A 21,940-nucleotide genomic window follows, 5' to 3' on the forward strand; every position below is an offset into this window, starting at 1 on the left:
CCCCGCCCTGAGGTGCGAGGGCGGGGGCTCGGGCGGGGTCACTTCTCCACGGGGGTGGCGCCGCCGTTGTCGGCTGCCACCTCCTTGGCCGAGGACAGCAGCTTGGTGTCCTGCGGCTGCTGGTCCGCGAAGTTCTCCGGGTGGTGGCAGGCGACGCGCTGCCCGGCCCGCAGCTCCACCAGCGGCGGCTCCGTGGTCTTGCAGATCTGAGTCGCCTTCCAGCACCGGGTGTGGAAGCGGCAGCCGCTCGGCGGGGCGATCGGCGAGGGCACGTCACCCTTGAGCAGGATGCGCTCGCTCTTGACGCCCCGGCGCTTCGGATCCGGTATCGGCACGGCCGACAGCAGGGCCTTGGAGTACGGGTGCATCGGTGACTTGTACAGCTGGTCGCGTTCGGCCAGCTCGACGATCTTGCCGAGGTACATCACCGCGATCCGGTCCGAGACGTGCCGGACGACCGACAGGTCGTGCGCGATGATCACGTACGTCAGGCCCAGCTCCTCCTGGAGGTCGTCCAGCAGGTTCACCACCTGCGCCTGGATCGACACGTCCAGCGCGGAGACCGGCTCGTCCGCCACCACCAGCTTGGGGTTCAGGGCGAGCGCGCGGGCGATGCCGATGCGCTGGCGCTGGCCGCCGGAGAACTCGTGCGGATAGCGGTTGTAGTGCTCGGGGTTGAGGCCGACCACCGACAGCAGCCGCTGGACCTCCTTCTTCACCCCGCCCTCGGGATCGACACCCTGGAGCCGGAAGGGGGCGCCGACGATCGTGCCGATCGTGTGCCGGGGGTTCAGGGAGGAGTACGGGTCCTGGAAGATCATCTGCACGTCGCGGCGCATGGGGCGCAGCTCGCCGGTCTTCAAGTGCGTGATGTCCCTGCCCTCGAACTCGACCGTGCCGCCGGTCGGTTCGAGCAGCCGCGTGATCAGCCGGCCCATGGTGGACTTGCCGCAGCCCGACTCACCGACGACGCCGAGCGTCTCGCCCTTGCGGACCTCGAAGTCGATGCCGTCGACGGCGCGCACCGCGCCGGTCTGCCGCTGGAGCAGGCCCTTGCGGATCGGGAAGTGCTTCTGGAGGCCGGTCACCTTCAGCAGGACCTCGCCGTCGGCGGCGGTGTCCTGGGTGAGGGTGCTCCCGCTCGTGTCCGGTTTGCTCACCGCTTTTTCGTCGCTCACAGCTTCGGCGCAATCTCTTCGGTCCAGATACGCTCCCGCTGCTCCTGCGTCATGTGGCAGGCGGCCCAGTGCGAGCCGCCGACCTCGGTCAGCTCGGGGCGGACCGTGCGGGTGACGTTGTCCTTCGGGATGTCCGCGTACGGGCAGCGCGGGTGGAAGGCGCAGCCGGACGGGAGGTTGATGAGGGAGGGCGGCGCGCCCTTGATCGGGATGAGCCGGTCGGTCTCCTCGCGGTCCAGGCGCGGCATCGAGCCGAGCAGGCCCCAGGTGTAGGGGTGCCGGGGCTCGGAGAACACGTCCTCGGCGGGACCGCGCTCGACGCACCGGCCGCCGTACATGACCAGCAGGTCGTCGGCCATCTCGGCTACCACGCCCAGGTCGTGGGTGATCATGATGACCGCGGAGCCGAACTCCTTCTGCAGATCGTGGATCAGGTCGAGGATCTGCGCCTGCACGGTGACGTCCAGGGCCGTGGTCGGCTCGTCGGCGATGAGCAGCTCGGGGTTGTTCACCAGCGCCATGGCGATCATGGCGCGCTGGCGCATACCGCCGGAGAACTCGTGCGGGTAGCCGTCCACGCGCTTGGCGGGCTCGGGGATCCCCACCCGGTCCAGCATCTCGATGGCCCGCTGCCGGGCCACCTTCTTGCTGACGTCGTTGTGGACCCGGTACGCCTCGACGATCTGGTGTCCGACCGAGTAGTAGGGGTGCATCGCCGACAGCGGGTCCTGGAAGATCATGGCCATCTTCCGGCCGCGCAGCCGCCGCACGTCGTCGGGGTCGGCCGCGATCAGCTCCTGGCCGTCCAGCCACACCTCCCCGGAGACCTTGGCGCGCGCCGAGCGGTGCAGGCCCATCACGCCGAGGGAGGTGACGGACTTGCCGGAGCCGGACTCGCCCACGATGCCCAGGGTCTTGCCCTTGCGCACGTCGAAGCTGACGCCGTCCACGGACTTGACCAGGCCGTCGTCCGTGTCGAAGTGGACGCGCAGATCGCGGACGGACAGGAACACGTCGTCGTCCACGGACGGGGCGACGGTGTCCGGTTCGCCGAGCGCGGCTTTGTCGAGCTTGCTCACGAGTACCTCACCCGGGGGTCGATGGCGGCGTACACCAGGTCGACGACGAGATTGCAGAAGACGATGAAGAACGCGGCGACCAGGGTCACGCCCATCACGATGGGCAGGTCGTTGTCCTTGATGGCCTGTACCGAGTATGCGCCGATGCCCTGCAGGGAGAACACGGTCTCGGTGAGCACCGCGGTGCCGACGAGGGTGCCGAAGTCCATGCCGAAGATGGTGACGATCGGCGTGAGCGCGGAGCGCAGGCCGTGCTTGGTGACGACCGTGGTCTCCTTCAGGCCCTTGGCCCTGGCCGTTCTGATGTAGTCCTCGCTCATCGTCTCCAGCATGCCCGCCCGGGTGAGCCGGGCGTACAGCGCGGAGAACAGGAAGGCGAGGCTGATCCAGGGCAGCAGCAGGTGCCAGGCCCATTCGGCCGGGTTCTGGGTGAAGGGGACGTAGTCGATGCTCTCCCAGATGGGGATCTCGTAGACGAAGAGCGCGAGCAGGATCTGGCCGGTGAAGAAGATCGGCAGGGAGACGCCGGCGAGCGCGATGAACATGGCGGCGCGGTCGATCGGCTTGCCCTTGCGCAGTGCCGAGATGACACCGGTCGTCACACCGGAGATCAGCCAGATCGCCGCCGCACCGATGGCCAGCGAGAAGGAGACCGGGATCCGCTGCTCCAACTGGGGCCACACCTCGATGTGGCTCTTGAAGGAGTACCCGAAGCAGGGTGCGCTGCAGTGCGTCGCGTCAGGGCCGAACTTGTAGTCGGCGCCCACCACGAGGCCCTTGACGAACTCCCAGTACTGGACGTAGACCGGCTGGTCCAGACCCAGGTTCTGCTTGATCGCGGCGACGGAGGCGGGGTTCGCGTCCTTGCCGACGTACTGGGTGGCCAACTGGTCGGCCGTCTGCCCCCCGATGCGGGGGACCAGGAAGAAGATGGCGAAGGTGACTGCGCTGACCACCAGCAGCAACAGCACCGCGCCCATGACGCGTCGGAGGATGTACGCAGCCACAGCTGTACGGCCCCCGGTGGCCGCGGCGGGGTCGTCCGCCGCGGCCACCCGGTGCCTTCACCTGCCTTTCGAAAGGATCCGGCCTGCTGAATTACTTCGAGGAGCTCATCAGCAGGTAGTCATACATGCCGAGGTAGGCCTGCGTGACCGTGACGTTGGTCGCCGACGTCGGCCGGAGCAGCAGGTTCTTGCGGTAGACCAGCGGGACGACCGAGGCGTTGTCGAGGACCATCTTGTCGATGTCACCCCAGGCCTTGGTGCGGGCCGCGTCGTCGGTGTTGGCGATCGCGTCCGTCAGGGCCTTGTTGATCTTCGGGTCGTCCAGCTCCATCAGGTTGTTGCCGCCCGAGGGCTTGATGGCCGCGCCGTTGACGATCTGGTCGAGGAAGCCGTAGCCGGTCGGCCAGTCGGCGCCCCACGCCATCGAGAGCATGCCGAGCTTGTTGTCGTGGACGTAGCTCGGGACACCGGCGAAGTTGGAGAAGTACTTGCCGGAGGGGAACTGCTTGATCTCGATGTTGATGCCGATCTTCTTCAGCGACGCCTGGACGGCGGTCGCCGCCGCGACCTCGGCGGGCCGGTCGGAGCGGGCCGTCAGGATCGTGTTGAAGCCATTCGGCTTGCCGCACGCCTTCAGCGCCGCCTTGGCCTTGGCCACGTCACCCTTGTGACCGTCGGTCGCGTAGGTGTCGAACTTGGTGTAGCCGTTCACCGACGGCGGCAGCAGCGTGGTCGCCACGTCGCCCTTCGGCGAACCGCCCATGGCGTCGAGCACCGACTGCTTGTCGAGGCCCCACTGGACGGCCTTGCGGCAGTCAGCGTTGTCGAACGGCTTCACGTTGACGTTGAGCGCGATGTACTGCGTCGCGCCGGCGTACGAGCTGTCCGTCTGGTTGGCGTACTTGCCCTGCAGCACCTTCGGCTGGGTCTGCGGCTGCACACCCGTGCCGGCCGCGTCAGCCGTGATCTTGTCGGAGAGCAGGTTGTTGTCGACCGTGACCGGGTTGACCTTGAACTTGATCGTGATCTTGTCCGGCAGGGCCTTGCGGATCGGGTCCGTCTTGGCGTCCCACTGCTTGTTGCGCACGAGGGTGGCGCCGCGGCCCTCCTCGTAGGACTGGAACTGGTACGGGCCGGAGGACTGGATGGCCTGGACGTACTTCGCACCGGTGTCCTTCGCCTGCGGCACGGGGGCCGTCTGCGAGAACGTCGCGAGGTAGTCGAAGTCGGCGAACGGCTGCTTCAGCTTGAAGACGATCGTCCGGTCGTCCGGCGTCTCGATCGACTTGATGCCCTCGGCGGACTTGTCCTTGTAGGGACCCTGGTACTTGTCGCCGCCCTCCAGGTACGACTTGAAGTACGTCGGGCCGTTCGACAGGGCCTCGGGCGCGAAGTTGGAGCGCTCGATGGCGTACTTCACGTCCTTGGACGTCACCGGGGTGCCGTCCTGGAACTTCACGCCGGCGCGCAGCTTGTACGTCCAGGTCTTGGCGTCCGGGCTGGACTTGCCGAGGGACTCGGCGAGGTCCGGGACGACCTCCAGGCCTTCCTTGCCCGCCGCCGGTTTGAACGTCGTGAGCGTTCTGCCGTAGAGGCGGGAGAAGTTCTGCACCCAGCCGTAGTACGTGTTGCCCGGGTCGAGGGAGTCGGGCACGTCCGAGTGCTCGTACGTGACCGTCCCGCCCTTCTTGCTCGACGGGTTGACGATCGAGGTCAGCGCGGCGTCCTTCTTGCCGTTGCCTCCGTTCCCGTCGTTGTCGTCGCCTCCGCCGCCACATGCGGCAGCGCCCAGCGACAGTGCCAGGACCGACGCGACGCCGGCGGTCACCCTTCTCGTCTTCACCTGAGGAAGCCCCCTCATTCGATGGATCACTTGCTGCGAGGGTCGAGGGCGTCACGCAGCCCGTCACCCAGCAGGTTGAAGGCCAGGACGGTGATGAAGATCGCCAGTCCGGGCACGAACATGTACTGCGGATCAGCCGTGTAGAGATCCACAGCGTTGCTGAGCATGCCGCCCCAGGAGGCCTGAGGCGGAGCGATACCGACGCCGAGGAAGCTCAGCGCGGCCTCGAACAGGATGTTCGTCGGGATGATCAGCGTCGAGTAGACGAGGATCGGCGCGACGAGGTTCGGGAGCAGTTCCCGGAACAGGACGTACGGGCCGCGTGCCCCGAGGCTCGTGGCGGCCTCGATGAACTCCCGCTTGCGCAGGGTCATCGTCTGGGCGCGCACGATGCGGCCGATGTACGGCCAGCTGAAGAAGCCGATCACGAAGATCAGCACGCTGATGCGCAGGGACAGGCCCTCGAGGCCGAAGAAGCCGTCCTGCACCGAGGCCGAGATCGAGATGGCGAACAGCAGCAGAGGAAAGGCCAGGAACGTGTCCATGAGCCTGCTGATCACGCTGTCGATCCAGCCGCCGTAGTACCCGGCGATGACACCGAGCACGGTACCGATGCACACGGACAGCAGCGTGGCGCCGCCCGCGACCAGGAGGGAGACCCAGGAGCCGTCGATGATGCGGGCGAGCATGTCCCGGCCGTACTGGGGGTCCACGCCGAGCGGGTGGTCCCAACTCATTCCGCCCCAGCCGCCCTTGGGGGCGAGCAGCGCGGGGTCGATCAGGTCCTGGTTGAACTTGTTGGGATCGAGGTCGAAGATCCACTGGATCGGCTTGGAGAACACCGCCATCAGCGTGAGCAGGATGACGATGACGCCTCCCGCCATCGCCACCTTGTCCCGCTTGAAGCGCATCCAGGCGATCTGGGTGAGCGAGCGCCCTTCGATCTGGCTCTTCTTGACCCCGGAGAGCACGGCCTCGGGCTGTGCTCCGGCTTCCGCCCCGGTGGTCTCGATCGGTGCGGTCACGGTGCGATTGACCCCTCTCGGGCCGGCGATCGCCGAGCCCCTGGCTGCCGCTGTAGCGGTTTGTTTGTCTCGTACACAAGACCGACCCGGCCCGTGTCTTGCGGGGAGTCTTCAATGCTTTGGCGATCTGTTGCCAGACTTGACGGTGAAAGGATGCGTAAACGTGATGCTGTCTGCGGGGTTCCGTTATCCGGACAGTAGGTAGCGGGGGTCGGACGCGCCGAGATAGGGGCATTTTAGGACAGACCCGCCCCTTTCACCCCTATCTACGCGCGGAGAGCTGAGAGCCGGTCGTGTTCGAGGGTGAGGAAAGAAGGGCTGCCAAGGGCCCGCGGACGACTCAGTAGCGGCCCTGGACCGGGGGGTAGCCGTAGCCCGAGGCGGGGGCCTGGACAGGGGCGGTGGCGTGGGCCTCGCGGTCGTAGAAGGGGCGGGCGCTCGCGCGCAGCCACATGGCGACCGGGTCGTGTTCGTCGGACATGGCGACGGTCGAGACGGGCAGCCCGTCCGGTACTGCCCCGAGGGACTGCTGCATCATCGCGCGCACGGAATCCACGGCCGGCGGCGAGGTGTCGTACACATCCAGTCCGATGGCGAGGTACGGCGCGCCCAGCGCGGGCTGCACCCAGGCCCGGCGCAGCGAGCGGACGGCCGGGGTGCGGTGGGCGTTCTGCGCGAGCAGGGCGTAGAACTGCGGCAGCTCGATGGCCGGTTCGGACAGCCGCAGCGGGCCGGCGGGCTGGCGGTCCAGGCCCGTGGCGATCCGCCGCAGGTCGAGCCAGGGGATGCCGACGCCGCCGCCCGGCGCGTGCGGGTTGAGCCAGAGGCCGTAGTGGTCGGGGTAGAGGGCGCGGGCGACGTCGACTCCGTCGACCACCTCATAACTGCGGTTCCAGCCGCTCGCCGAGAGCTCCTGGGCGGAGGTCACACAGGGGGCGTAGCCGTAGCCGTCGACCTCCATGTTCCCGTACTGGGCGTCCGGGGAGCCCGCCTGGCCGTGCCAGAGGAGCATCCAGATCTGGCCGGAGTGCGGGGTCGCGAGCGCGCGCAGGAGTGCCTCATAGGCGTCGTAACGCCCGGGCGTGACCTGGCGCAGCATGTGCTCGACCTGTCCGGCCGCGGCCGTGCCGCTCGCGCTCACCTTTACCGCCCCTTCGTACAACGCCTCGACCGTGACCTAGCTTAAGCCCGTCCGGGGCTCGGGGATTGGTGCCGGTTTGCGGGCGCGGGTCGTGTGTGGCTCGTCGCTCCCACGCGGCGGAGCCGCATTATGTCACTGCCCCGCGCCCCTTGGTCGGCTGTCCTACCGCTGGTAGAAGGGCCGGATCCTGTCCCTCATCCAGGTGCCCACCGGGTCCTCCGCCACGTCCAGGAGGACCAGGTTGACCTGCCACGGGGCCGGGCACCGGGTCACGGCTCGGGACAGGGCCTCCAGCGGGAGGGCCCGCAGGTCGCCTTCCCACTGGGAGAGCTCGACGCCCACGAACATCACCGGGTCGGCGGTCTCGATCGCGGCGAGGCAGCGGCGGGCGGTGAGGACGACGCCGATGGCCTCGAACTCGGCGGAGGCGGCGGCGAGGAAGTCCACAGGGTCGTCCTGCCAGTCGGGCTCGAAGAGGCGGACCCGGCCGCCGCTCGCGGGGCCGTCCAACGGGGTCCGGCCGGCCCGGCAGAGCTCGGCCACCGCAGGCGGCGGGAGCGGTATGCCGACGACACCGCCCGGGTTGACGGCTATCCCGGCGTGCGGGGGCAGGCCGCGGGCGAACTCCACGGCGGGGGCGATCGTGTACGACATGTGGGAGCCGACGACCTGGCGGAACTGCTCCTCGGAGCTGAACACCGGGACGTACGCCTGGCCCTCGATCTCGATGCCGGGCAGATCGAGGGGACCGCTCTGCGGGCCGCCGCCGCTGGGCAGGGGGACCCAGACGAAACTCCGGCCGAGCACCTCGACGATCCGCCCGCCGGCCGACGGTCCGGCCCCGAGGGAGGCCGAGAGCACCTCCTCCAGTTCGTTGCCGGGCCATCCGCCGTGCGGGTGAGTCTGCGTGTGCGCCGGGAAGTCCGCGGAGAAGTCCGCCGGGAAGTCCATCTGCCTACCGCCTGCCTGGAACCACTGCTGTGACGCAAAAGGCTAGCGGCTCCCCGGCCGCCGGTGGTCAGCCCGTGAAGCCGATCCGGCGCAGGGTGCCCGCCGCGTCCCGGTCGAGGAGGATCGCCGAGCCGCAGCCCGCGGGCAGTTCGCCCCGCTCCACGGAGCGCAGCAGACGGTTGGCCGCCGCACGGTGGCGCAGGAACGCGTACCGCGAGACACCGCGGCCCCGGTCGCGCTGACCGGCCAGGGCCTCCTCGGGGGTGACGTCGAGCATGAGCAGATGCAGGGTGCCGCCCCGGCGGCGGGCCTCGCGGGCCAGCCAGCGGCGGACCCAGGCCTGGGTGCCGCAGTCGTGCACGACGACGCCCTCGCCGGTGCGCAGGGCGCGTCGCAGCCCGGCGTAGTGGGCGAGGCGGACGAGCGGACGGTAGACCCCGTACGGCAGGAAGCGCGGCATGCGGCCGTCCCAGCGGTCGCGGGCGTCCTGGGAGTCGATGCGCCGGCCCGGCACGGTGCGCCGCATCAGCGTGGACTTGCCGCTGCCGGGCAGGCCCGTGACCACGACGAGGTCGCGGGGGCCGAAGAGCAGCGCGTGCGGGCCACGGCCTTCGCGCTCGCGCAGATCGCGGACGACCGGCACCGGCAGCGGGCCGCAGACCGCCCGTGCCGGAGCGGCCGGCTGCTCGGGCAGCGCGACGCCCGATGTCGTGGCGTACGCGGTGGTCCTGTTCACCGTGATCGTCCTCCCCTGGGGCCAGGTACTTCAGTCCCATCCCCGCCGAGTGTAAAGAGAAGGTAATGCCCGATGTCTCTGGTTTTAGTCCTCTTCCCGCAACAGCCCTGCTACAGGGTGGTGCCCTGCCACCCCGCGACGATGCGTGCAATGATGTGCGCGCCAACTGCATACCGGCCGTTTGAATCCGCGCGGGAGAGTTCCCAGCACCGCTGACGCTGGGGCGCCGAAGGAGCAAGTCCCTCCCTTGAATCTCTCAGGCCCCGTTACCGCGCGGGCGAGGCACATCTGAAAAGCGGGCCATCCCTGTCGCCGAGGCGGCGGGCTTGGCTCCACCCAAGGTGCAAGCCGTGTCCCCCGTGGTCATGGCGAACCTCTCAGGTTCCGATGACAGATGGGGAGGAACGACCTCGCCCGTCATGCCCTTGGAGACGACCGACCGATGAGCAGTACGCCACTGCGCCACACCGCGCTCGATGCCCTGCATCGTTCGCTCGGCGCGACGATGACCGACTTCGCCGGCTGGGACATGCCCCTGCGCTACGGCTCCGAGCGCGACGAGCACACCGCCGTGCGCACGAAGGCCGGGCTCTTCGACCTCTCCCACATGGGGGAGATCACCGTCACCGGCCCGCAGGCCGCCGCCCTCCTCGACTACGCCCTGGTGGGCAACATCGGCGGCGTCAAGCCCGGCCGCGCCCGCTACACCATGATCTGCCGGACCGACGGCGGCATCCTCGACGACCTGATCGTCTACCGGCTGGGCGAGACCGAGTACATGGTCGTCGCCAACGCCTCCAACGCCCAGGTGGTGCTGGACGCGCTGACCGAGCGCGCCGCCGGTTTCGACGCCGAGGTGCGCGACGACCGGGACGCCTACGCGCTGATCGCCGTCCAGGGCCCGCAGTCCCCCGGGATCCTGAAGTCCCTCACCGACGCCGACCTCGACGGGCTGAAGTACTACGCCGGCCTGCCCGGCACGGTCGCCGGGGTCCCGGCCCTGATCGCCCGGACCGGCTACACGGGCGAGGACGGCTTCGAGCTGTTCGTGAAGCCGGAGCACGCGGTCGAGCTGTGGCAGGCCCTGACCAAGGCCGGCGAGGGCGCCGGGCTGGTCCCGTGCGGGCTGTCCTGCCGCGACACGCTGCGCCTGGAGGCGGGCATGCCGCTGTACGGGCACGAGCTGAGCACCTCGCTGACGCCCTTCGACGCCGGGCTCGGCCGGGTGGTGAAGTTCGAGAAGGAGGGCGACTTCGTGGGGCGCGAGGCCCTGCGGGAGGCCGCCGCCCGCGCCGAGCAGAACCCGCCGCGCGTCCTGGTCGGGCTCGTCGCCGAGGGCCGCCGGGTCCCGCGCGCCGGGTACGCGGTCGTCGCCGGCGGCGAGGTGATCGGCGAGGTCACCTCCGGCGCTCCCTCCCCCACGCTCGGCAAGCCGATCGCGATGGCGTACGTGGACCCCGCGCACGCCGCGCCCGGCACGACCGGCGTGGGCGTGGACATCCGGGGCAGTCACGAGCCGTACGAGGTCGTGGCGCTGCCGTTCTACAAGCGCCAGAAGTAGACACTGGCCGTCGGGCCGCACCAGCGGTCCCGGCACATCACGGCGCTCACCAGCAGTCCCTTCATCAGCACTCCCGCGCGTACAGGAGAATCCAGGCCATGAGCAACCCCCAGCAGCTGCGTTACAGCAAGGAGCACGAGTGGCTGTCGGCCGCCGAGGACGGCGTCTCGACGGTCGGCATCACGGAGCACGCGGCCAACGCGCTCGGCGACGTGGTCTTCGTCCAGCTCCCCGAGGTCGGCGACACGGTGTCCGCGGGCGAGACCTGCGGCGAACTGGAGTCGACCAAGTCGGTGTCCGACCTCTACTCCCCCGTCTCCGGTGAGGTCACCGAGGTCAACGAGGACGTCGTGAACGACCCGTCGCTGGTGAACTCGGCCCCCTTCGAGGGCGGCTGGCTGTTCAAGGTGCGGGTCGCCGAGGAGCCGGGTGACCTGCTCTCCGCCGACGAGTACACCGCGTTCTCCGCCGGCTGAGGAGTCGTAGCCGTATGTCCGTCCTGAACACACCCCTGCACGAGCTCGACCCGGCCGTGGCCGCCGCGGTCGACGCCGAGCTGCACCGGCAGCAGTCCACGCTCGAGATGATCGCCTCGGAGAACTTCGCCCCGGTCGCGGTCATGGAGGCGCAGGGCTCGGTCCTCACCAACAAGTACGCCGAGGGCTACCCGGGCCGCCGCTACTACGGCGGCTGCGAGCACGTCGACGTGGTCGAGCAGATCGCGATCGACCGGGTCAAGGAGCTGTTCGGCGCCGAGCACGCCAACGTGCAGCCGCACTCGGGCGCCCAGGCCAACGCCGCCGCGATGTTCGCGCTGCTCAAGCCGGGCGACACCATCATGGGTCTGAACCTCGCGCACGGCGGGCACCTGACCCACGGCATGAAGATCAACTTCTCCGGCAAGCTCTACGACGTCGTCGCCTACCACGTGGGCGACGACGGCCGGGTCGACATGGCCGAGGTCGAGCGGCTGGCCAAGGAGTCGAAGCCGAAGCTGATCGTCGCGGGCTGGTCGGCCTACCCACGGCAGCTGGACTTCGCCGCGTTCCGCCGGATCGCGGACGAGGTCGGCGCGTACCTGATGGTCGACATGGCGCACTTCGCCGGGCTCGTCGCGGCGGGGCTGCACCCGAACCCCGTGCCGCACGCGCACGTGGTGACCACGACCACCCACAAGACGCTGGGCGGCCCGCGCGGCGGTGTGATCCTCTCCACGGCCGAACTGGCCAAGAAGATCAACTCCGCTGTCTTCCCCGGTCAGCAGGGCGGTCCGCTGGAGCATGTGATCGCGGCCAAGGCGGTCGCCTTCAAGGTCGCGGCCTCGGAGGACTTCAAGGAGCGCCAGCGCCGTACGCTGGAGGGGGCCCGCATCCTGGCCGAGCGTCTGGTGAAGGACGACGTCCGGGCCGTGGGCGTGGACGTCCTGTCCGGCGGCACGGACGTGCACCTGGTCCTGGTCGACCTGCGCCACTCGGAGCTGGACGGCCGGCAGGCCGAGGACCGCCTCCACGAGGTGGGCATCACGGTCAACCGCAACGCCATCCCGGACGACCCGCGCCCGCCGATGGTGACGTCCGGTCTGCGGATCGGCACGCCGGCCCTGGCCACCCGCGGGTTCCAGGCCGAGGACTTCGCGGAGGTCGCGGACGTCATCGCCGAGGCGCTGAAGCCGTCGTACGACGTGGAGGCTCTCAAGGCCCGGGTGAAGGCCCTGGCCGACAAGCACCCGCTGTACCCGGGTCCGACCGCATAGCGAAGAAACCTTTCAGGACGCCCCGTTCCGCCTGGGGCGGGGCGCCCTGTCCCCCTGCACCACCCCTTGCACCACCCCCGTAGTCAGGAGTCCCCGTGGCCATCTCGGTCTTCGACCTGTTCTCGGTCGGCATCGGCCCGTCCAGCTCCCACACCGTCGGCCCGATGCGCGCGGCCCGGATGTTCGCCCGGCGGCTGCGCAACGAGGAGCTGCTGGCCCCGACGGCGAAGGTCCGCGCGGAGCTCTACGGCTCGCTCGGCGCCACCGGCCACGGCCACGGCACGCCCAAGGCGGTCCTGCTCGGCCTGGAGGGCGACTCCCCGCGCACGGTGGACGTGGAGAAGGCCGACGAACGAGTGGAGACGATCAAGGCCGGCGGCCGGCTGAACCTGCTGGGCGAGCACGAGATCGCGTTCTCCTACGACGACGACATGGTCCTGCACCGCCGCAAGGCCCTGCCGTACCACGCCAACGGCATGACTCTGTGGGCGTACGACGCCTCGGGCGCGGAGCTGCTGACGAAGACGTACTACTCGGTCGGCGGCGGCTTCGTCGTCGACGAGGAAGCGGTCGGCGCGGACCGCATCAAGCTCGACGACACCGTGCTGAAGTACCCCTTCCGCACGGGCGACGAGCTGTTGCGGATGGCCCAGGAGACCGGCCTGTCCATCTCGGCGCTGATGCTGGAGAACGAGCGGGCCTGGCGCACCGAGGAGGAGATCCGCGCCGGACTGCTGGAGATCTGGCGGGTCATGGAGGCGTGCGTGGCGCGCGGCATGTCCCGCGAGGGCATCCTGCCGGGCGGTCTGAAGGTGCGCCGCCGGGCCGCGAACACCGCCCGCAAACTGCGCTCCGAGGGCGACCCGAAGGCCCTCGCCATGGAGTGGATCACCCTCTACGCGATGGCGGTCAACGAGGAGAACGCGGCCGGGGGCCGGGTCGTCACCGCCCCGACGAACGGCGCGGCCGGCATCATCCCGGCCGTCCTGCACTACTACATGAACTTCGTGCCCGGCGCCGACGAGGAGGGCGTGGTCCGCTTCCTGCTCGCCGCGGGCGCGATCGGCATGCTGTTCAAGGAGAACGCGTCCATCTCCGGCGCCGAGGTCGGCTGCCAGGGCGAGGTCGGCTCCGCCTGCTCCATGGCGGCGGGCGCACTGGCCGAGGTCCTCGGCGGCTCCCCGGAGCAGGTGGAGAACGCGGCCGAGATCGGCATGGAACACAACCTGGGCCTCACCTGCGATCCCGTGGGCGGCCTGGTCCAGATCCCCTGCATCGAGCGCAACGGCATGGCCGCCGTGAAGGCCGTCACGGCGGCGCGCATGGCGATGCGCGGCGACGGCTCCCACAAGGTGTCCCTGGACAAGGTCATCAAGACGATGAAGGACACCGGCGCGGACATGTCGGTCAAGTACAAGGAGACGGCGCGGGGCGGGCTGGCGGTGAACATCATCGAGTGCTGATGTCACTGGTTCCTGCCGGAACCTCCGTGCGACATGTTTTCGAGTGTCCGTCAGGTGGTCGGATCAGACGTCACCGCTCACGGTGACGCACCCCACCGCCCGTCGAAGTTGACATACCCACGTCAGTGCGGAAGAGGCCGTGTCATGGTGGTGAACACAACTTCCCTCCCGCCACCAGCACTTCAGGGAGCCTCCCATGCTGCGCGGCATCGACGTGAGCGCTTACCAATCCACCTCCTACGACACCGACGGCCTGTCCTTCGTCTTCGTCAAGGCGACCGAGGGTCGTTCCTACGTCAACCCCAGACTCGCCGTCCAGACGAGACGCGCCCGGGACCACGGGCTGGTCGTCGGCTTCTACCACTTCCTCTGGCCCGGCAACCTCGGCGCCCAGGCCGAGTACTTCGTCAGCAAGGCCCCGGACCGGCCGGGGGACATCCTCGCCGTCGACTGGGAGACGACCAGTGACGGAACGCACGCGAGCAACGCGGAGAAAGACCTGTTCATCCGGAAGCTGAAGGATCTCCGGCCGAACAACCAGGTCATCCTCTACGCCAACCGCGACTTCTGGCTCAACCTCGACACGACCTCCTACGCGGGCGACGGCCTGTGGATCGCCGACTACGTCAGCGCGGGCAAGCCCCGCGTCGAGGCGAAGTGGCGCTTCCACCAGTACACGGACGATCCGCTGGACAAGAACGTGGCCGACTTCGCGAGCAAGGCGGCACTGCGGAAGTGGGCGGAGGACGCCTGATCGAAGACCGTGCGCGGGCCCCTGCGCCGCCCTGCTCCCGGAGCATGCGCATCAGGGCCCGAGCGGGAACATACTTGCCTTTAGAGGTGAGACCCATGGCGCCTGTGCGAGATGAATTCGACGCGTCTCCGCCCGGCGCACCGCGCGATCTCCTCGATGCGTCCCACGACGCGGTCGCGCTGGTGTCCACAGCCGGCCGGGTGATCGGCTGGACGCGGGGCGCCGAAGCGCTCCTCGGCTACTCCGGTGCGGAGGTGGTCGGGCGCCCCGCCGCGAACCTGCTGGCGATGCCCGGGGACCCGGTACGCGTGGCCCGTGTCGCGGAGCGGTGCCGCGCGGGAATGGGTTGGAGCGGCCGGGTCGCCCTAGGGCGCTGCGACGGTGGTCCTGTCGAGGTGGGCCTGCGCGTGTCCGGGTCCTTTCACGTCGGCGAAGACGAGTGTTTTCTGATCTCGGCACGGGAGGAGCGGCAGCAATGGACCATGGGCCAGTCCGTCCTGGACGGCTTCCTGACCCGCTCACCGGTCGGCATGGCGGTGATGGATCTGGATCTGCGCTACGTGTGGCTGAACGACACCCTGGAACGCTTCGGCGGCGTACCACGTGAGCAGCGCCTGGGACGCCGTCTGAGCGAGCTGCTTCCGGGACTGCAGGCGGAGACCCTCGAGGGCGTGATGCGCAAGGTGCTCACGACCGGCGTACCGGTCACCGACTACGAGTACGTGGGATGGAGTTGGGCGGACCCGCACCGTCAGCACGCCTACTCCACCTCGTTCTTCCCGTTGGTGGATGCCGGCAACTCCGTCACCGGGCTGTGCTACATGGTCATGGACGTCACCGAGCGCTGGAACGCCCGCCGGCTGCTGTCGCTGGTCAGCGAAGCCGGGACCAGCATCGGCAGGACGCTGGACGTGATGCGCACGGCGCAGGAACTCGCTGACTTCGCTGTTCCCCGCTTCGCCGACTTCGTCATCGTCGACCTTCTCGAACCGGTCCTGACCGGGGAGGGCCAGGGGCTCTGGTTGCCCGACGCCGGGCCGGCCCCGGCCCGGCCGGTGATGCGCCGGGCCGGCATGAGCTCCGTGCGACAGGGCTGCCCGGAGGCCGTCGCACAGATAGGGGACAAGGTCGACTTCGTTCCCCCGCCGCACGACGCGAACCTGCTCGTCGACGGCGAACCGATCTTCATCCCCGTTCTCGACCCGAGCGATCGCCTGTGGACCACCGAGCAGCCGGCCAGGGCCGCCAGCATCCGTGAGTTCGGCCTGCACTCCCTCATCTCCGTGCCGATGCGGGCGCGCGACACCGTCCTCGGCCTCGCCACGTTCACACGATCGCTGAATCCCACCTCGTTCCAGCAGGACGACGTGCTGCTGGCTCGGGAGCTGGTGGCGCGGGCGGCGCTGTGCGTCGACAACGCCCGCCGCTACACCCGGGAACACACCGCGGCGGTCACGTTGCAGCGCAGCCTGCTGCCCCATGCCCTGACGGGTGGAACAGCGCTGGAGGTGGCCTCCCACTATCTGCCGGCAGACGCGTCGGGCGGGGTCGGCGGCGACTGGTTCGACGTGATCCCGCTGTCCGGCGCCCGTGTGGGACTGGTCATCGGGGATGTGGTCGGCCACGGCATCACCGCGGCGGCGACGATGGGCCGGTTGCGCACCGCCGTCCAGACCCTCGCGGACATGGACATGCCCCCCGATGAGCTGCTGGCTCACCTCGACGACCTGGTGCTGCGGCTGAGCGAGGAGCAGACCACCGACCGGACAGCCGACCAGACCATCACGGCCTTCCTCGGAGCGACCTGTCTGTACGCCGTCTACGACCCGGTGACACAGCGGTGCACGCTGGCCCGGGCCGGCCATCCACCCCCGGTCCTCGTCACTCCGGACGGGCGCGTCTCCTTCCCGGAGCTACCCGCCGGGCCTCCGCTCGGACTGGGCGGGATGGCCTTCGAGGCCACCGAGATCGAGCTCCCCGAGAACAGCGTCTTCGGGCTCTATACCGACGGACTCGTCGAAGGGACCGACCGCGACATCGAGCGCGGCATGTCCCGTCTCGGGCACCTGCTGTGCTCGCCCGGCTCCGACCTGGAAACGCTGTGCGCGGACGCGGTGCGCCAGCTCGTTCCCGTGCCGCAGCCCGATGACGTGGCCCTCCTGCTCGCCCGCACCCACGTCCTGGGCCCCGATCGAGTCGCCTCGTGGGACGTGCCGCTGGACCCGGCCGCCGTCGGTGACGTCCGGGCCGGCGCGACGCGTCAGGTCGAGGCGTGGCACTGTCAGGAACTGGCCATGACGACGGAGCTCATCGTGAGCGAGCTCGTCACCAACGCGATCCGCTACGCCTCGGGCCCCGTACGCCTGCGACTGCTCCGCGACGCCCGCCTGACCTGCGAGGTCGCCGACGGCAGCAGCACGGCTCCGCGTCTGAGGCATGCCCGCAGTACGGACGAAGGCGGCCGCGGGCTCTTCCTCGTGGCCCAGCTCTCCCACCGCTGGGGTGCTCGGTACACGCCCGGAGGAAAGATCATCTGGGCCGAGCAGGAGATCCCGTGACCGCCTCGTCCTTCCCCGAGCACGCGGTTCGTCCTAGCCGCTGAACTCCGGCGCGCGTTCCGGGGACGCCTCCGCCAGGGCCTTCGTGACCGCCTCGGCGCCGCCGCGCAGGCCGTAGACCGGGGTGCCGGGCTGCTGGCGCCAGGAGTCGTCGAGGCCGCCCGCGTCGACGGTGTCGAAGCCGAGTTCGTCGATCAGCTCCCGTACCTTGCGCTTGGCCGCCTCGTCGTCGCCGGCCACCGGGAGGGCGATGCGGCTCGGGTCGCCGGCCGGGAGGGGGCGGTCCAGGATGTCCTGGGCGTACGTGCCGTTGAAGGCCTTGATGACGGGGTGGCCGAGCTGCCGCTGTGTCCAGCGGCTCTCGGTGATGCCCTCGTCCTCGATCGCGGCGATCCTGCCGTCCCGCTGGCGGGGATAGTAGTTGCCGGTGTCGATGACCGCGACGCCGTCGGCCGCCTCGTCGAACAGGCCGGACGGAAGCTCCGGGACCGCCTTCAGCGGAATCGTGACGACGACGATCTCGGCGCCCCGCGGTGCCTCCTCGACCGTCACGGGTGTCGCGCCGGTCTCCTCCGCGAGGGCCGTGAGCGTGTGCGGGCCGCGGGAGTTGGCCACGTACACGTCGTGACCGAGGGCGGTGAGCCGCCGGGTCAGATTGCCGCCGATGTTGCCCGCTCCGATGATGCCGATCTTCATGTCCTCGCCTCGCCCTTCCAGGGGGTCAGGAGTTCCTGGCCAGCTTCGTGATCAGGGTCAACCGGCGGGGCGGAGGGGCTATTCCGGCTTCCGGGAAGGTGCGAACGGGTCCTCCAGTTTCCCCCGCAGCACCTCCGCCGCCCCCTCCGCGTCCCCGTCCGCCACCGCCCGGACGAGCGCCTCGTGCGCCTCGTCGCCGGTGTCGGGGTCGTCGGCGCGCAGGCCGGTCAGGGACAGCAGCTCGATCAGGCCCTCGCGCAGGACGGGGCTGAACTCGGCGAACAGGTCGGCGAGCACCGGGTTGTGGGCGGCGGCGATCACCGCGGCGTGGAAGGCGATGTCCGCGTCGACGAAGGCGGCGTCGTCGGCCGTGCCGGCGGCTCGGCGGCCCTCCAGTGCGGCCCGGAGCGCCGTGACGTCCTCGGGCGTGCGGCGGCGCGCGGCGAGGCGGGCCGCGTGCACCTCGACCGCCATCCGGACCTCGTAGACGTCGGTCACGGCGGCCCGGCGCAGCCGGGTCGGCCAGTCCTCGACCGGCTCGGACGCGATGACGAAGAGAGCGGGCGGAGCTGCTGATCCGGACGCTGGGGCTGGCGGAGCACCGTGAGGCGCGCTGGCCCACGCTCTCCCAGGGGCAGCGCGGCCGGACGCTGATCGCCCGGGCGCTGATGCCCGAGCCCCGGCTGCTGCTCCTCGACGAACCGGCCACCGGCCTGGATCTGCCGGGCCGGGAGCAGCTGATCGAGGCGCTCAGGGAGCTGCGCCGGGAGCATCCGCACCTGGCGACGGTCCTGGTCACCCACCACCTGGAGGAGCTGCCGGCCCACACCACGCACGCCCTGCTGCTGCGCGAGGGGCGGTCGCTGGCGGGCGGACCGGTATCCCGGGTACTGACCGCCGACCAGCTGGGCAAGTGCTTCGACCTGCCGCTGGTGCTGGAACGGCACGACGGCCGCTGGAGCGTACGCACGGCCCGGCGGGCACGACGAGGGGCCCGGGTCCGTCCGCAGGACGGCCCCGGGCCCCCACGCCCCGCGGCAGCTTCGGCGCCGGCGTCACTTGTTCAGGTAGGCCCAGAACTCGTCGAAGCTCAGCTTCTTGTCGCCGTCGAGATCGCGGGTCTTGATGACGACCTCCGCGACCGACTCGGTGACGTTCCAGTCGCCGGACCGGGCCAGAGCGGTCTTGAACTCGGCAGCGGTGATGAATCCGTCCCCGTCCGTATCGATCCGCTCGAACTGCTTGCGTGCTTCCTCGATGTCCGCCACCGATCCGCCCCTACTCTCGTGTTCCAGGTCTTGCTGACGCAGGTCAGATTAGCTGCCCGTACGTTCCTCCAGCGCGGCGACCACCCAGGCGAACTCCTCCCGGTAGGCCGCCTCGGGTCCGATTCCCTTCACGACGGCGAGCAACTCGCGGTAGCGGGCGACCCGGCTGGTGGCGTGCGACCGCAGCCTCTGCAGCACGGCGGCGGGGTCGGCATCGCCCAGCAGCTCGCCCAGCACCTCCGCGGCCTGGGCCGAGTCGGGGGCGATGCCGCGCTCACGGGCCCGGGCGCCCAGCTGCGCGAGCCGCCGGGAGAACCACAGGGATGCCCCGGCGGGTGTGTCATGACCGCGGTCGGCCGCGTTGGACTCGGCGACCTTGCGCATCTCGGCCCGGAAGTCCGGGTCCTGGAGCATCTCGGCCAGCTCCAGCCAGGCGTCCACCTGCTCGGGTGCCGGGTCCTCGGGCAGGTCGGCGGCGGTGTTCCGCATGCGCTCCCGGATCACCGGGTCCGCCGTGTCCAGCCCGTGGAACACCTCGTCCACGAACTCCTCGATGACGCGCCGCCGCTCGGCCGCCGACAGCCGTGCCAGTCTGTTCATCAGAGTCATCTCCTCCGCGCCGGAACCCCCGCTTCGCGACCGTCGACAGCACCGCACGCGTCACCTTCAGCGACCGGATCTGCGCGTCCAGCGCGACCACATGCGTGGCCGCGACCTGCGCGACCGTGGTCTCACCGGCCAGCACCCGGCGGACGTCCGCCAGCCCGAGGCCGAGTTCGCGCAGGGTCCGGATCAGCTCCAGACGCGCCACGGACGCGGCGTCGTACAGCCGGTAGCCGCCCGCGGACCGGGCCACCGGGGGCAGCGCGCCCTCGTCGGACCAGTACCGGATGGTGCGCACGGTCACTCCGGTGACCCGGGCCAGTTCGCCGATGGTGAGCAGTCCGGTGCCGTCGTCGATCATGTGTGGGAGTCTGGGCCTTCCAGCGGGTGGAGACTCAAGCCCCGCTCAGTGCCAGGGCTCGTAGTGCGGGTTGCTCTCGCACTCGCTCATGATCTCGGTCTTGGTCCGCTTGTCGACCGGGCTGACGCCGACGATGCCCTACGGGCTTCTTCTCGCGCGGCGCGGGCACGGCGGCCGTGGTGCCGTGTGCCTCGGAGGTCCGTTCCCCGCCCCCGGTGCCGCAGGCGGCGAGGCAGGCGAGGGCGGCGCCCGCGACGAGGGCGCTCTTGACAAGGTGGCGGCGCATTGCACCACTCAAGGTTCGCTTCGCGGGGAAACCGGTGATTCGCCCGATCGGCGGCCAGCCGAACCGCGCAGGTCACACCCTCGTCGGCCCCGCCCGCGGGGGCGGTACTCAGCGGTCGGTGACCCGCATCTCGAACCACGTGGTCTTGCCCCGGGGCAACAGATCGACCCCCCAGCGGTCGGCCAGCTTGTCGACGAGGAACAGGCCCCGGCCACTGATGTCCAGCTCCTGGACCGGCATCAGACAGGGCAGCCCCCGGGACGGGTCGCGGACCTCGACGCGGATCCAGCCGCGGCGGCGGTGCAGACGCAGCCCGAAGACCCGGGCGCCCGTGTGCCGTACGGCGTTGCCCACCAGCTCGGAGACGAGCAGGACGGCGTCCTCGGTGGTCTTGGGGGTGAGCCCCCAGTGGCGCAGGACGACGACCTGGGTCAGCCGCCGGGCGGTGGCCGCGGACTCGGGGCGGGACGGCAGCGGCACCTCCGCCTCCGTCGGGTTGCCGTACAACTCCAGCGCCTTCAGCGCGCGTTCGTCCTCGACGGTCGGTGACCAGCGCGCCGCGGCCGCATGTGCGTGTCCCCGCGGCTGTTCCGTACCCTCCAGCCCCGCCATGCCCCCCATCATGGCCGCCCGCGGCGGCCTCGGGGGCCGTTCCCGGGGAAAACGGCCCCCGGAGCGGGGTGCGCAACGGCGGGCCGGTGGCATATGCCAAGGGTGCTTCGGAGTCACCCACAGCCCGCCTGACCTGCGGCGACGTCCCGATTCCGGCAAGCGGCGAAGGAGAGCGACCGGACACGCTTAAGGCTGTCTTAAGGCCGCCATAAACCGCCCCATCGAGGGACCCGGATCAGACACCGCGTCAAGTGCGAGCCCATGGAGGCGGGTTCAGAGGAACTTCGCCTTGCCCGGGCCCTCCTCCACGAAGCTGCGCATGCCGCGCTCACGGTCCTCGGTGGCGAACAGGCCCGCGAACCAGTTCCGTTCGACCGCCAGGCCCGTGTCGATGTCCGTCTCCAGGCCCGTGTCGACCGCCTCCTTGGCGGCGCGCAGGGCGAGGGCCGGGCCCTGCGCCAGCTTCGCGGCCCAGGCGTGGGCCTGCGCGTACACCTCGTCGGCCGGCACGACCCGGTCGACCAGGCCGATCTCCTTCGCCTCGTCGGCCTTGACCATCCGGCCGGTGAAGATCAGGTCCTTGGCCTTGGAGGGGCCGACCAGGCGGGCCAGGCGCTGGGTGCCGCCCGCGCCGGGGATCAGGCCGAGCAGGATCTCCGGCTGGCCGAGCTTGGCGTTCTCGCCGGCGATGCGGTAGTCCGCGCACAGCGCGAGTTCACAGCCGCCGCCGAGCGCGTAGCCGGTCACGGCCGCGACGACCGGCTTGGGGATCCGGGCCACCGCCGTGAACGAGTCCTGCAGGGCGCGGGCGCGCAGGACCATCGCGGTGTGGTCCATCGCCTGCATCTCCTTGATGTCCGCGCCGGCCGCGAACACCTTCTCGCCGCCGTAGACCACCACGGCCCGCACGTCCTCGCGGCGCGCGGCCTCCTCGGCGAGTTCCTTCAGGCGGTCCTGCGTGGCGATGTCCAGCGCGTTCATGGGCGGGCGGTCGAGACGGAGCGTGCCGACGCCTTCAGCGACTTCGAGAGAGACGGTCATAGGGAGCAGGTTAACGGCGGCTAA

The 21,940-nt window shown here is 70.1% G+C and carries 18 protein-coding genes, 4 pseudogenes and 2 riboswitches; of the genes and pseudogenes, 7 read left to right on the forward strand and 15 right to left on the reverse strand.

Features of this window, described 5'->3' with window-relative positions:
* Nucleotides 1–38: 38 nt before the first annotated feature.
* The 8 genes from AC07F0_RS22770 to AC07F0_RS22805 all read right to left on the reverse strand — a co-directional run bounded on the left by AC07F0_RS22770 (nt 39) and on the right by AC07F0_RS22805 (nt 8,960).
* The gene (locus AC07F0_RS22770; RefSeq protein ID WP_478981350.1) at nt 39–1,160 is read right to left on the reverse strand and encodes an ABC transporter ATP-binding protein; all 1,122 of its coding nucleotides are present in this window, start codon (nt 1,158–1,160) and stop codon (nt 39–41) included.
* Between the two features lie 14 nt (nt 1,161–1,174).
* The gene (locus tag AC07F0_RS22775; RefSeq protein WP_478981352.1) at nt 1,175–2,257 is read right to left on the reverse strand and encodes an ABC transporter ATP-binding protein; all 1,083 of its coding nucleotides are present in this window, start codon (nt 2,255–2,257) and stop codon (nt 1,175–1,177) included.
* Nucleotides 2,254–3,264 carry an ABC transporter permease gene (locus AC07F0_RS22780; RefSeq protein ID WP_478981354.1) on the reverse strand — a complete coding sequence of 337 codons (1,011 nt, stop codon included), beginning with the start codon at nt 3,262–3,264 and terminating at the stop codon, nt 2,254–2,256. Before AC07F0_RS22780 ends, AC07F0_RS22775 begins: the two co-directional genes overlap by 4 nt.
* Nucleotides 3,265–3,355: 91 nt before the next feature.
* Nucleotides 3,356–5,125, reverse strand: coding sequence for an ABC transporter substrate-binding protein (locus tag AC07F0_RS22785; RefSeq protein WP_478981355.1), 1,770 nt, complete (start codon nt 5,123–5,125; stop codon nt 3,356–3,358).
* 8 nt (nt 5,126–5,133) lie between these two features.
* Entirely contained in the window at nt 5,134–6,132 is a 999-nt protein-coding gene (locus AC07F0_RS22790; protein WP_399414638.1) for an ABC transporter permease, read from the reverse strand.
* Nucleotides 6,133–6,472: 340 nt separating this feature from the next.
* Entirely contained in the window at nt 6,473–7,273 is an 801-nt protein-coding gene (locus AC07F0_RS22795; protein WP_436726800.1) for an enhanced serine sensitivity protein SseB C-terminal domain-containing protein, read from the reverse strand.
* Between the two features lie 162 nt (nt 7,274–7,435).
* Complete coding sequence (locus AC07F0_RS22800; protein ID WP_478981357.1) at nt 7,436–8,224, reverse strand: enhanced serine sensitivity protein SseB; 789 nt, start codon at nt 8,222–8,224, stop codon at nt 7,436–7,438.
* A gap of 67 nt (nt 8,225–8,291) precedes the next feature.
* The gene (locus tag AC07F0_RS22805; RefSeq protein WP_478981358.1) at nt 8,292–8,960 is read right to left on the reverse strand and encodes an AAA family ATPase; all 669 of its coding nucleotides are present in this window, start codon (nt 8,958–8,960) and stop codon (nt 8,292–8,294) included.
* Between the two features lie 182 nt (nt 8,961–9,142).
* Nucleotides 9,143–9,242, forward strand: a riboswitch (glycine riboswitch).
* Nucleotides 9,243–9,364, forward strand: a riboswitch (glycine riboswitch).
* Nucleotides 9,365–9,402: 38 nt separating this feature from the next.
* On the opposite strand from AC07F0_RS22805, the gene gcvT reads away from it, so the two are divergent.
* The 6 genes from gcvT to AC07F0_RS22835 all read left to right on the forward strand — a co-directional run bounded on the left by gcvT (nt 9,403) and on the right by AC07F0_RS22835 (nt 17,049).
* Nucleotides 9,403–10,521: a glycine cleavage system aminomethyltransferase GcvT gene (gene gcvT / locus AC07F0_RS22810; protein ID WP_436726803.1), complete on the forward strand. Its 1,119-nt coding sequence runs from the start codon at nt 9,403–9,405 to the stop codon at nt 10,519–10,521.
* Between the two features lie 98 nt (nt 10,522–10,619).
* Nucleotides 10,620–10,997 carry a glycine cleavage system protein GcvH gene (gcvH, locus tag AC07F0_RS22815; protein ID WP_020276709.1) on the forward strand — a complete coding sequence of 126 codons (378 nt, stop codon included), beginning with the start codon at nt 10,620–10,622 and terminating at the stop codon, nt 10,995–10,997.
* Nucleotides 10,998–11,011: 14 nt separating this feature from the next.
* Nucleotides 11,012–12,274, forward strand: a complete 1,263-nt coding sequence (glyA, locus tag AC07F0_RS22820; protein ID WP_478981360.1) for a serine hydroxymethyltransferase — start codon at nt 11,012–11,014, stop codon at nt 12,272–12,274.
* Between the two features lie 95 nt (nt 12,275–12,369).
* Nucleotides 12,370–13,737, forward strand: coding sequence for an L-serine ammonia-lyase (locus AC07F0_RS22825; protein ID WP_436726805.1), 1,368 nt, complete (start codon nt 12,370–12,372; stop codon nt 13,735–13,737).
* 196 nt (nt 13,738–13,933) lie between these two features.
* The gene (locus AC07F0_RS22830; protein ID WP_478981362.1) at nt 13,934–14,491 is read left to right on the forward strand and encodes a glycoside hydrolase family 25 protein; all 558 of its coding nucleotides are present in this window, start codon (nt 13,934–13,936) and stop codon (nt 14,489–14,491) included.
* Between the two features lie 95 nt (nt 14,492–14,586).
* Nucleotides 14,587–17,049, forward strand: coding sequence for a SpoIIE family protein phosphatase (locus AC07F0_RS22835; RefSeq protein ID WP_478981364.1), 2,463 nt, complete (start codon nt 14,587–14,589; stop codon nt 17,047–17,049).
* Nucleotides 17,050–17,082: 33 nt separating this feature from the next.
* Here the strand turns inward: AC07F0_RS22835 and AC07F0_RS22840 are convergent, their stop codons facing one another.
* Together AC07F0_RS22840 and AC07F0_RS22845 are read right to left on the reverse strand one after the other, a co-directional pair.
* Nucleotides 17,083–17,745, reverse strand: coding sequence for an NADPH-dependent F420 reductase (locus AC07F0_RS22840; RefSeq protein WP_478981366.1), 663 nt, complete (start codon nt 17,743–17,745; stop codon nt 17,083–17,085).
* A gap of 78 nt (nt 17,746–17,823) precedes the next feature.
* Nucleotides 17,824–18,300 (reverse strand): annotated as a pseudogene (locus AC07F0_RS22845) (FCD domain-containing protein); the annotation flags it as partial.
* Here AC07F0_RS22845 and AC07F0_RS22850 point away from each other — a divergent pair.
* Nucleotides 18,297–18,728: pseudogene (locus AC07F0_RS22850) on the forward strand (ATP-binding cassette domain-containing protein); the annotation flags it as partial. The pseudogenes AC07F0_RS22845 and AC07F0_RS22850 sit on opposite strands and share 4 nt — an antisense overlap.
* A gap of 72 nt (nt 18,729–18,800) precedes the next feature.
* Here AC07F0_RS22850 and AC07F0_RS22855 read toward each other — a convergent pair.
* From AC07F0_RS22855 to AC07F0_RS22875, 5 genes and pseudogenes are all read right to left on the reverse strand, one after another.
* Complete coding sequence (locus tag AC07F0_RS22855; protein WP_020271014.1) at nt 18,801–19,013, reverse strand: EF-hand domain-containing protein; 213 nt, start codon at nt 19,011–19,013, stop codon at nt 18,801–18,803.
* Between the two features lie 48 nt (nt 19,014–19,061).
* Nucleotides 19,062–19,977, reverse strand: a pseudogene (locus AC07F0_RS22860) (helix-turn-helix domain-containing protein).
* Nucleotides 19,978–20,022: 45 nt separating this feature from the next.
* Nucleotides 20,023–20,112 (reverse strand): annotated as a pseudogene (locus AC07F0_RS22865) (ADP-ribosyltransferase); the annotation flags it as partial.
* A 259-nt stretch (nt 20,113–20,371) separates the two neighbouring features.
* Complete coding sequence (locus AC07F0_RS22870; RefSeq protein ID WP_436726811.1) at nt 20,372–20,875, reverse strand: ATP-binding protein; 504 nt, start codon at nt 20,873–20,875, stop codon at nt 20,372–20,374.
* 273 nt (nt 20,876–21,148) lie between these two features.
* Nucleotides 21,149–21,916: an enoyl-CoA hydratase/isomerase family protein gene (locus tag AC07F0_RS22875; protein WP_436726812.1), complete on the reverse strand. Its 768-nt coding sequence runs from the start codon at nt 21,914–21,916 to the stop codon at nt 21,149–21,151.
* Between the last annotated feature and the right edge of the window lie 24 nt (nt 21,917–21,940).

This window comes from Streptomyces sp. NPDC045955, from assembly GCF_056430805.1.

Bases quoted from the DNA above. Each gene is read 5' to 3' on its own strand.
- AC07F0_RS22785 (WP_478981355.1), bottom strand. From the start codon at position 5,125: ATGAGGGGGCTTCCTCAGGTGAAGACGAGAAGGGTGACCGCCGGCGTC.
- gcvH (WP_020276709.1), top strand. From the start codon at position 10,620: ATGAGCAACCCCCAGCAGCTGCGTTACAGCAAGGAGCACGAGTGGCTG.
- AC07F0_RS22835 (WP_478981364.1), top strand. From the start codon at position 14,587: ATGGCGCCTGTGCGAGATGAATTCGACGCGTCTCCGCCCGGCGCACCG.
- AC07F0_RS22840 (WP_478981366.1), bottom strand. From the start codon at position 17,745: ATGAAGATCGGCATCATCGGAGCGGGCAACATCGGCGGCAATCTGACC.
- gcvT (WP_436726803.1), top strand. From the start codon at position 9,403: ATGAGCAGTACGCCACTGCGCCACACCGCGCTCGATGCCCTGCATCGT.
- AC07F0_RS22830 (WP_478981362.1), top strand. From the start codon at position 13,934: ATGCTGCGCGGCATCGACGTGAGCGCTTACCAATCCACCTCCTACGAC.
- AC07F0_RS22870 (WP_436726811.1), bottom strand. From the start codon at position 20,875: ATGGCGGGGCTGGAGGGTACGGAACAGCCGCGGGGACACGCACATGCG.
- glyA (WP_478981360.1), top strand. From the start codon at position 11,012: ATGTCCGTCCTGAACACACCCCTGCACGAGCTCGACCCGGCCGTGGCC.
- AC07F0_RS22800 (WP_478981357.1), bottom strand. From the start codon at position 8,224: ATGGACTTCCCGGCGGACTTCTCCGCGGACTTCCCGGCGCACACGCAG.
- AC07F0_RS22875 (WP_436726812.1), bottom strand. From the start codon at position 21,916: ATGACCGTCTCTCTCGAAGTCGCTGAAGGCGTCGGCACGCTCCGTCTC.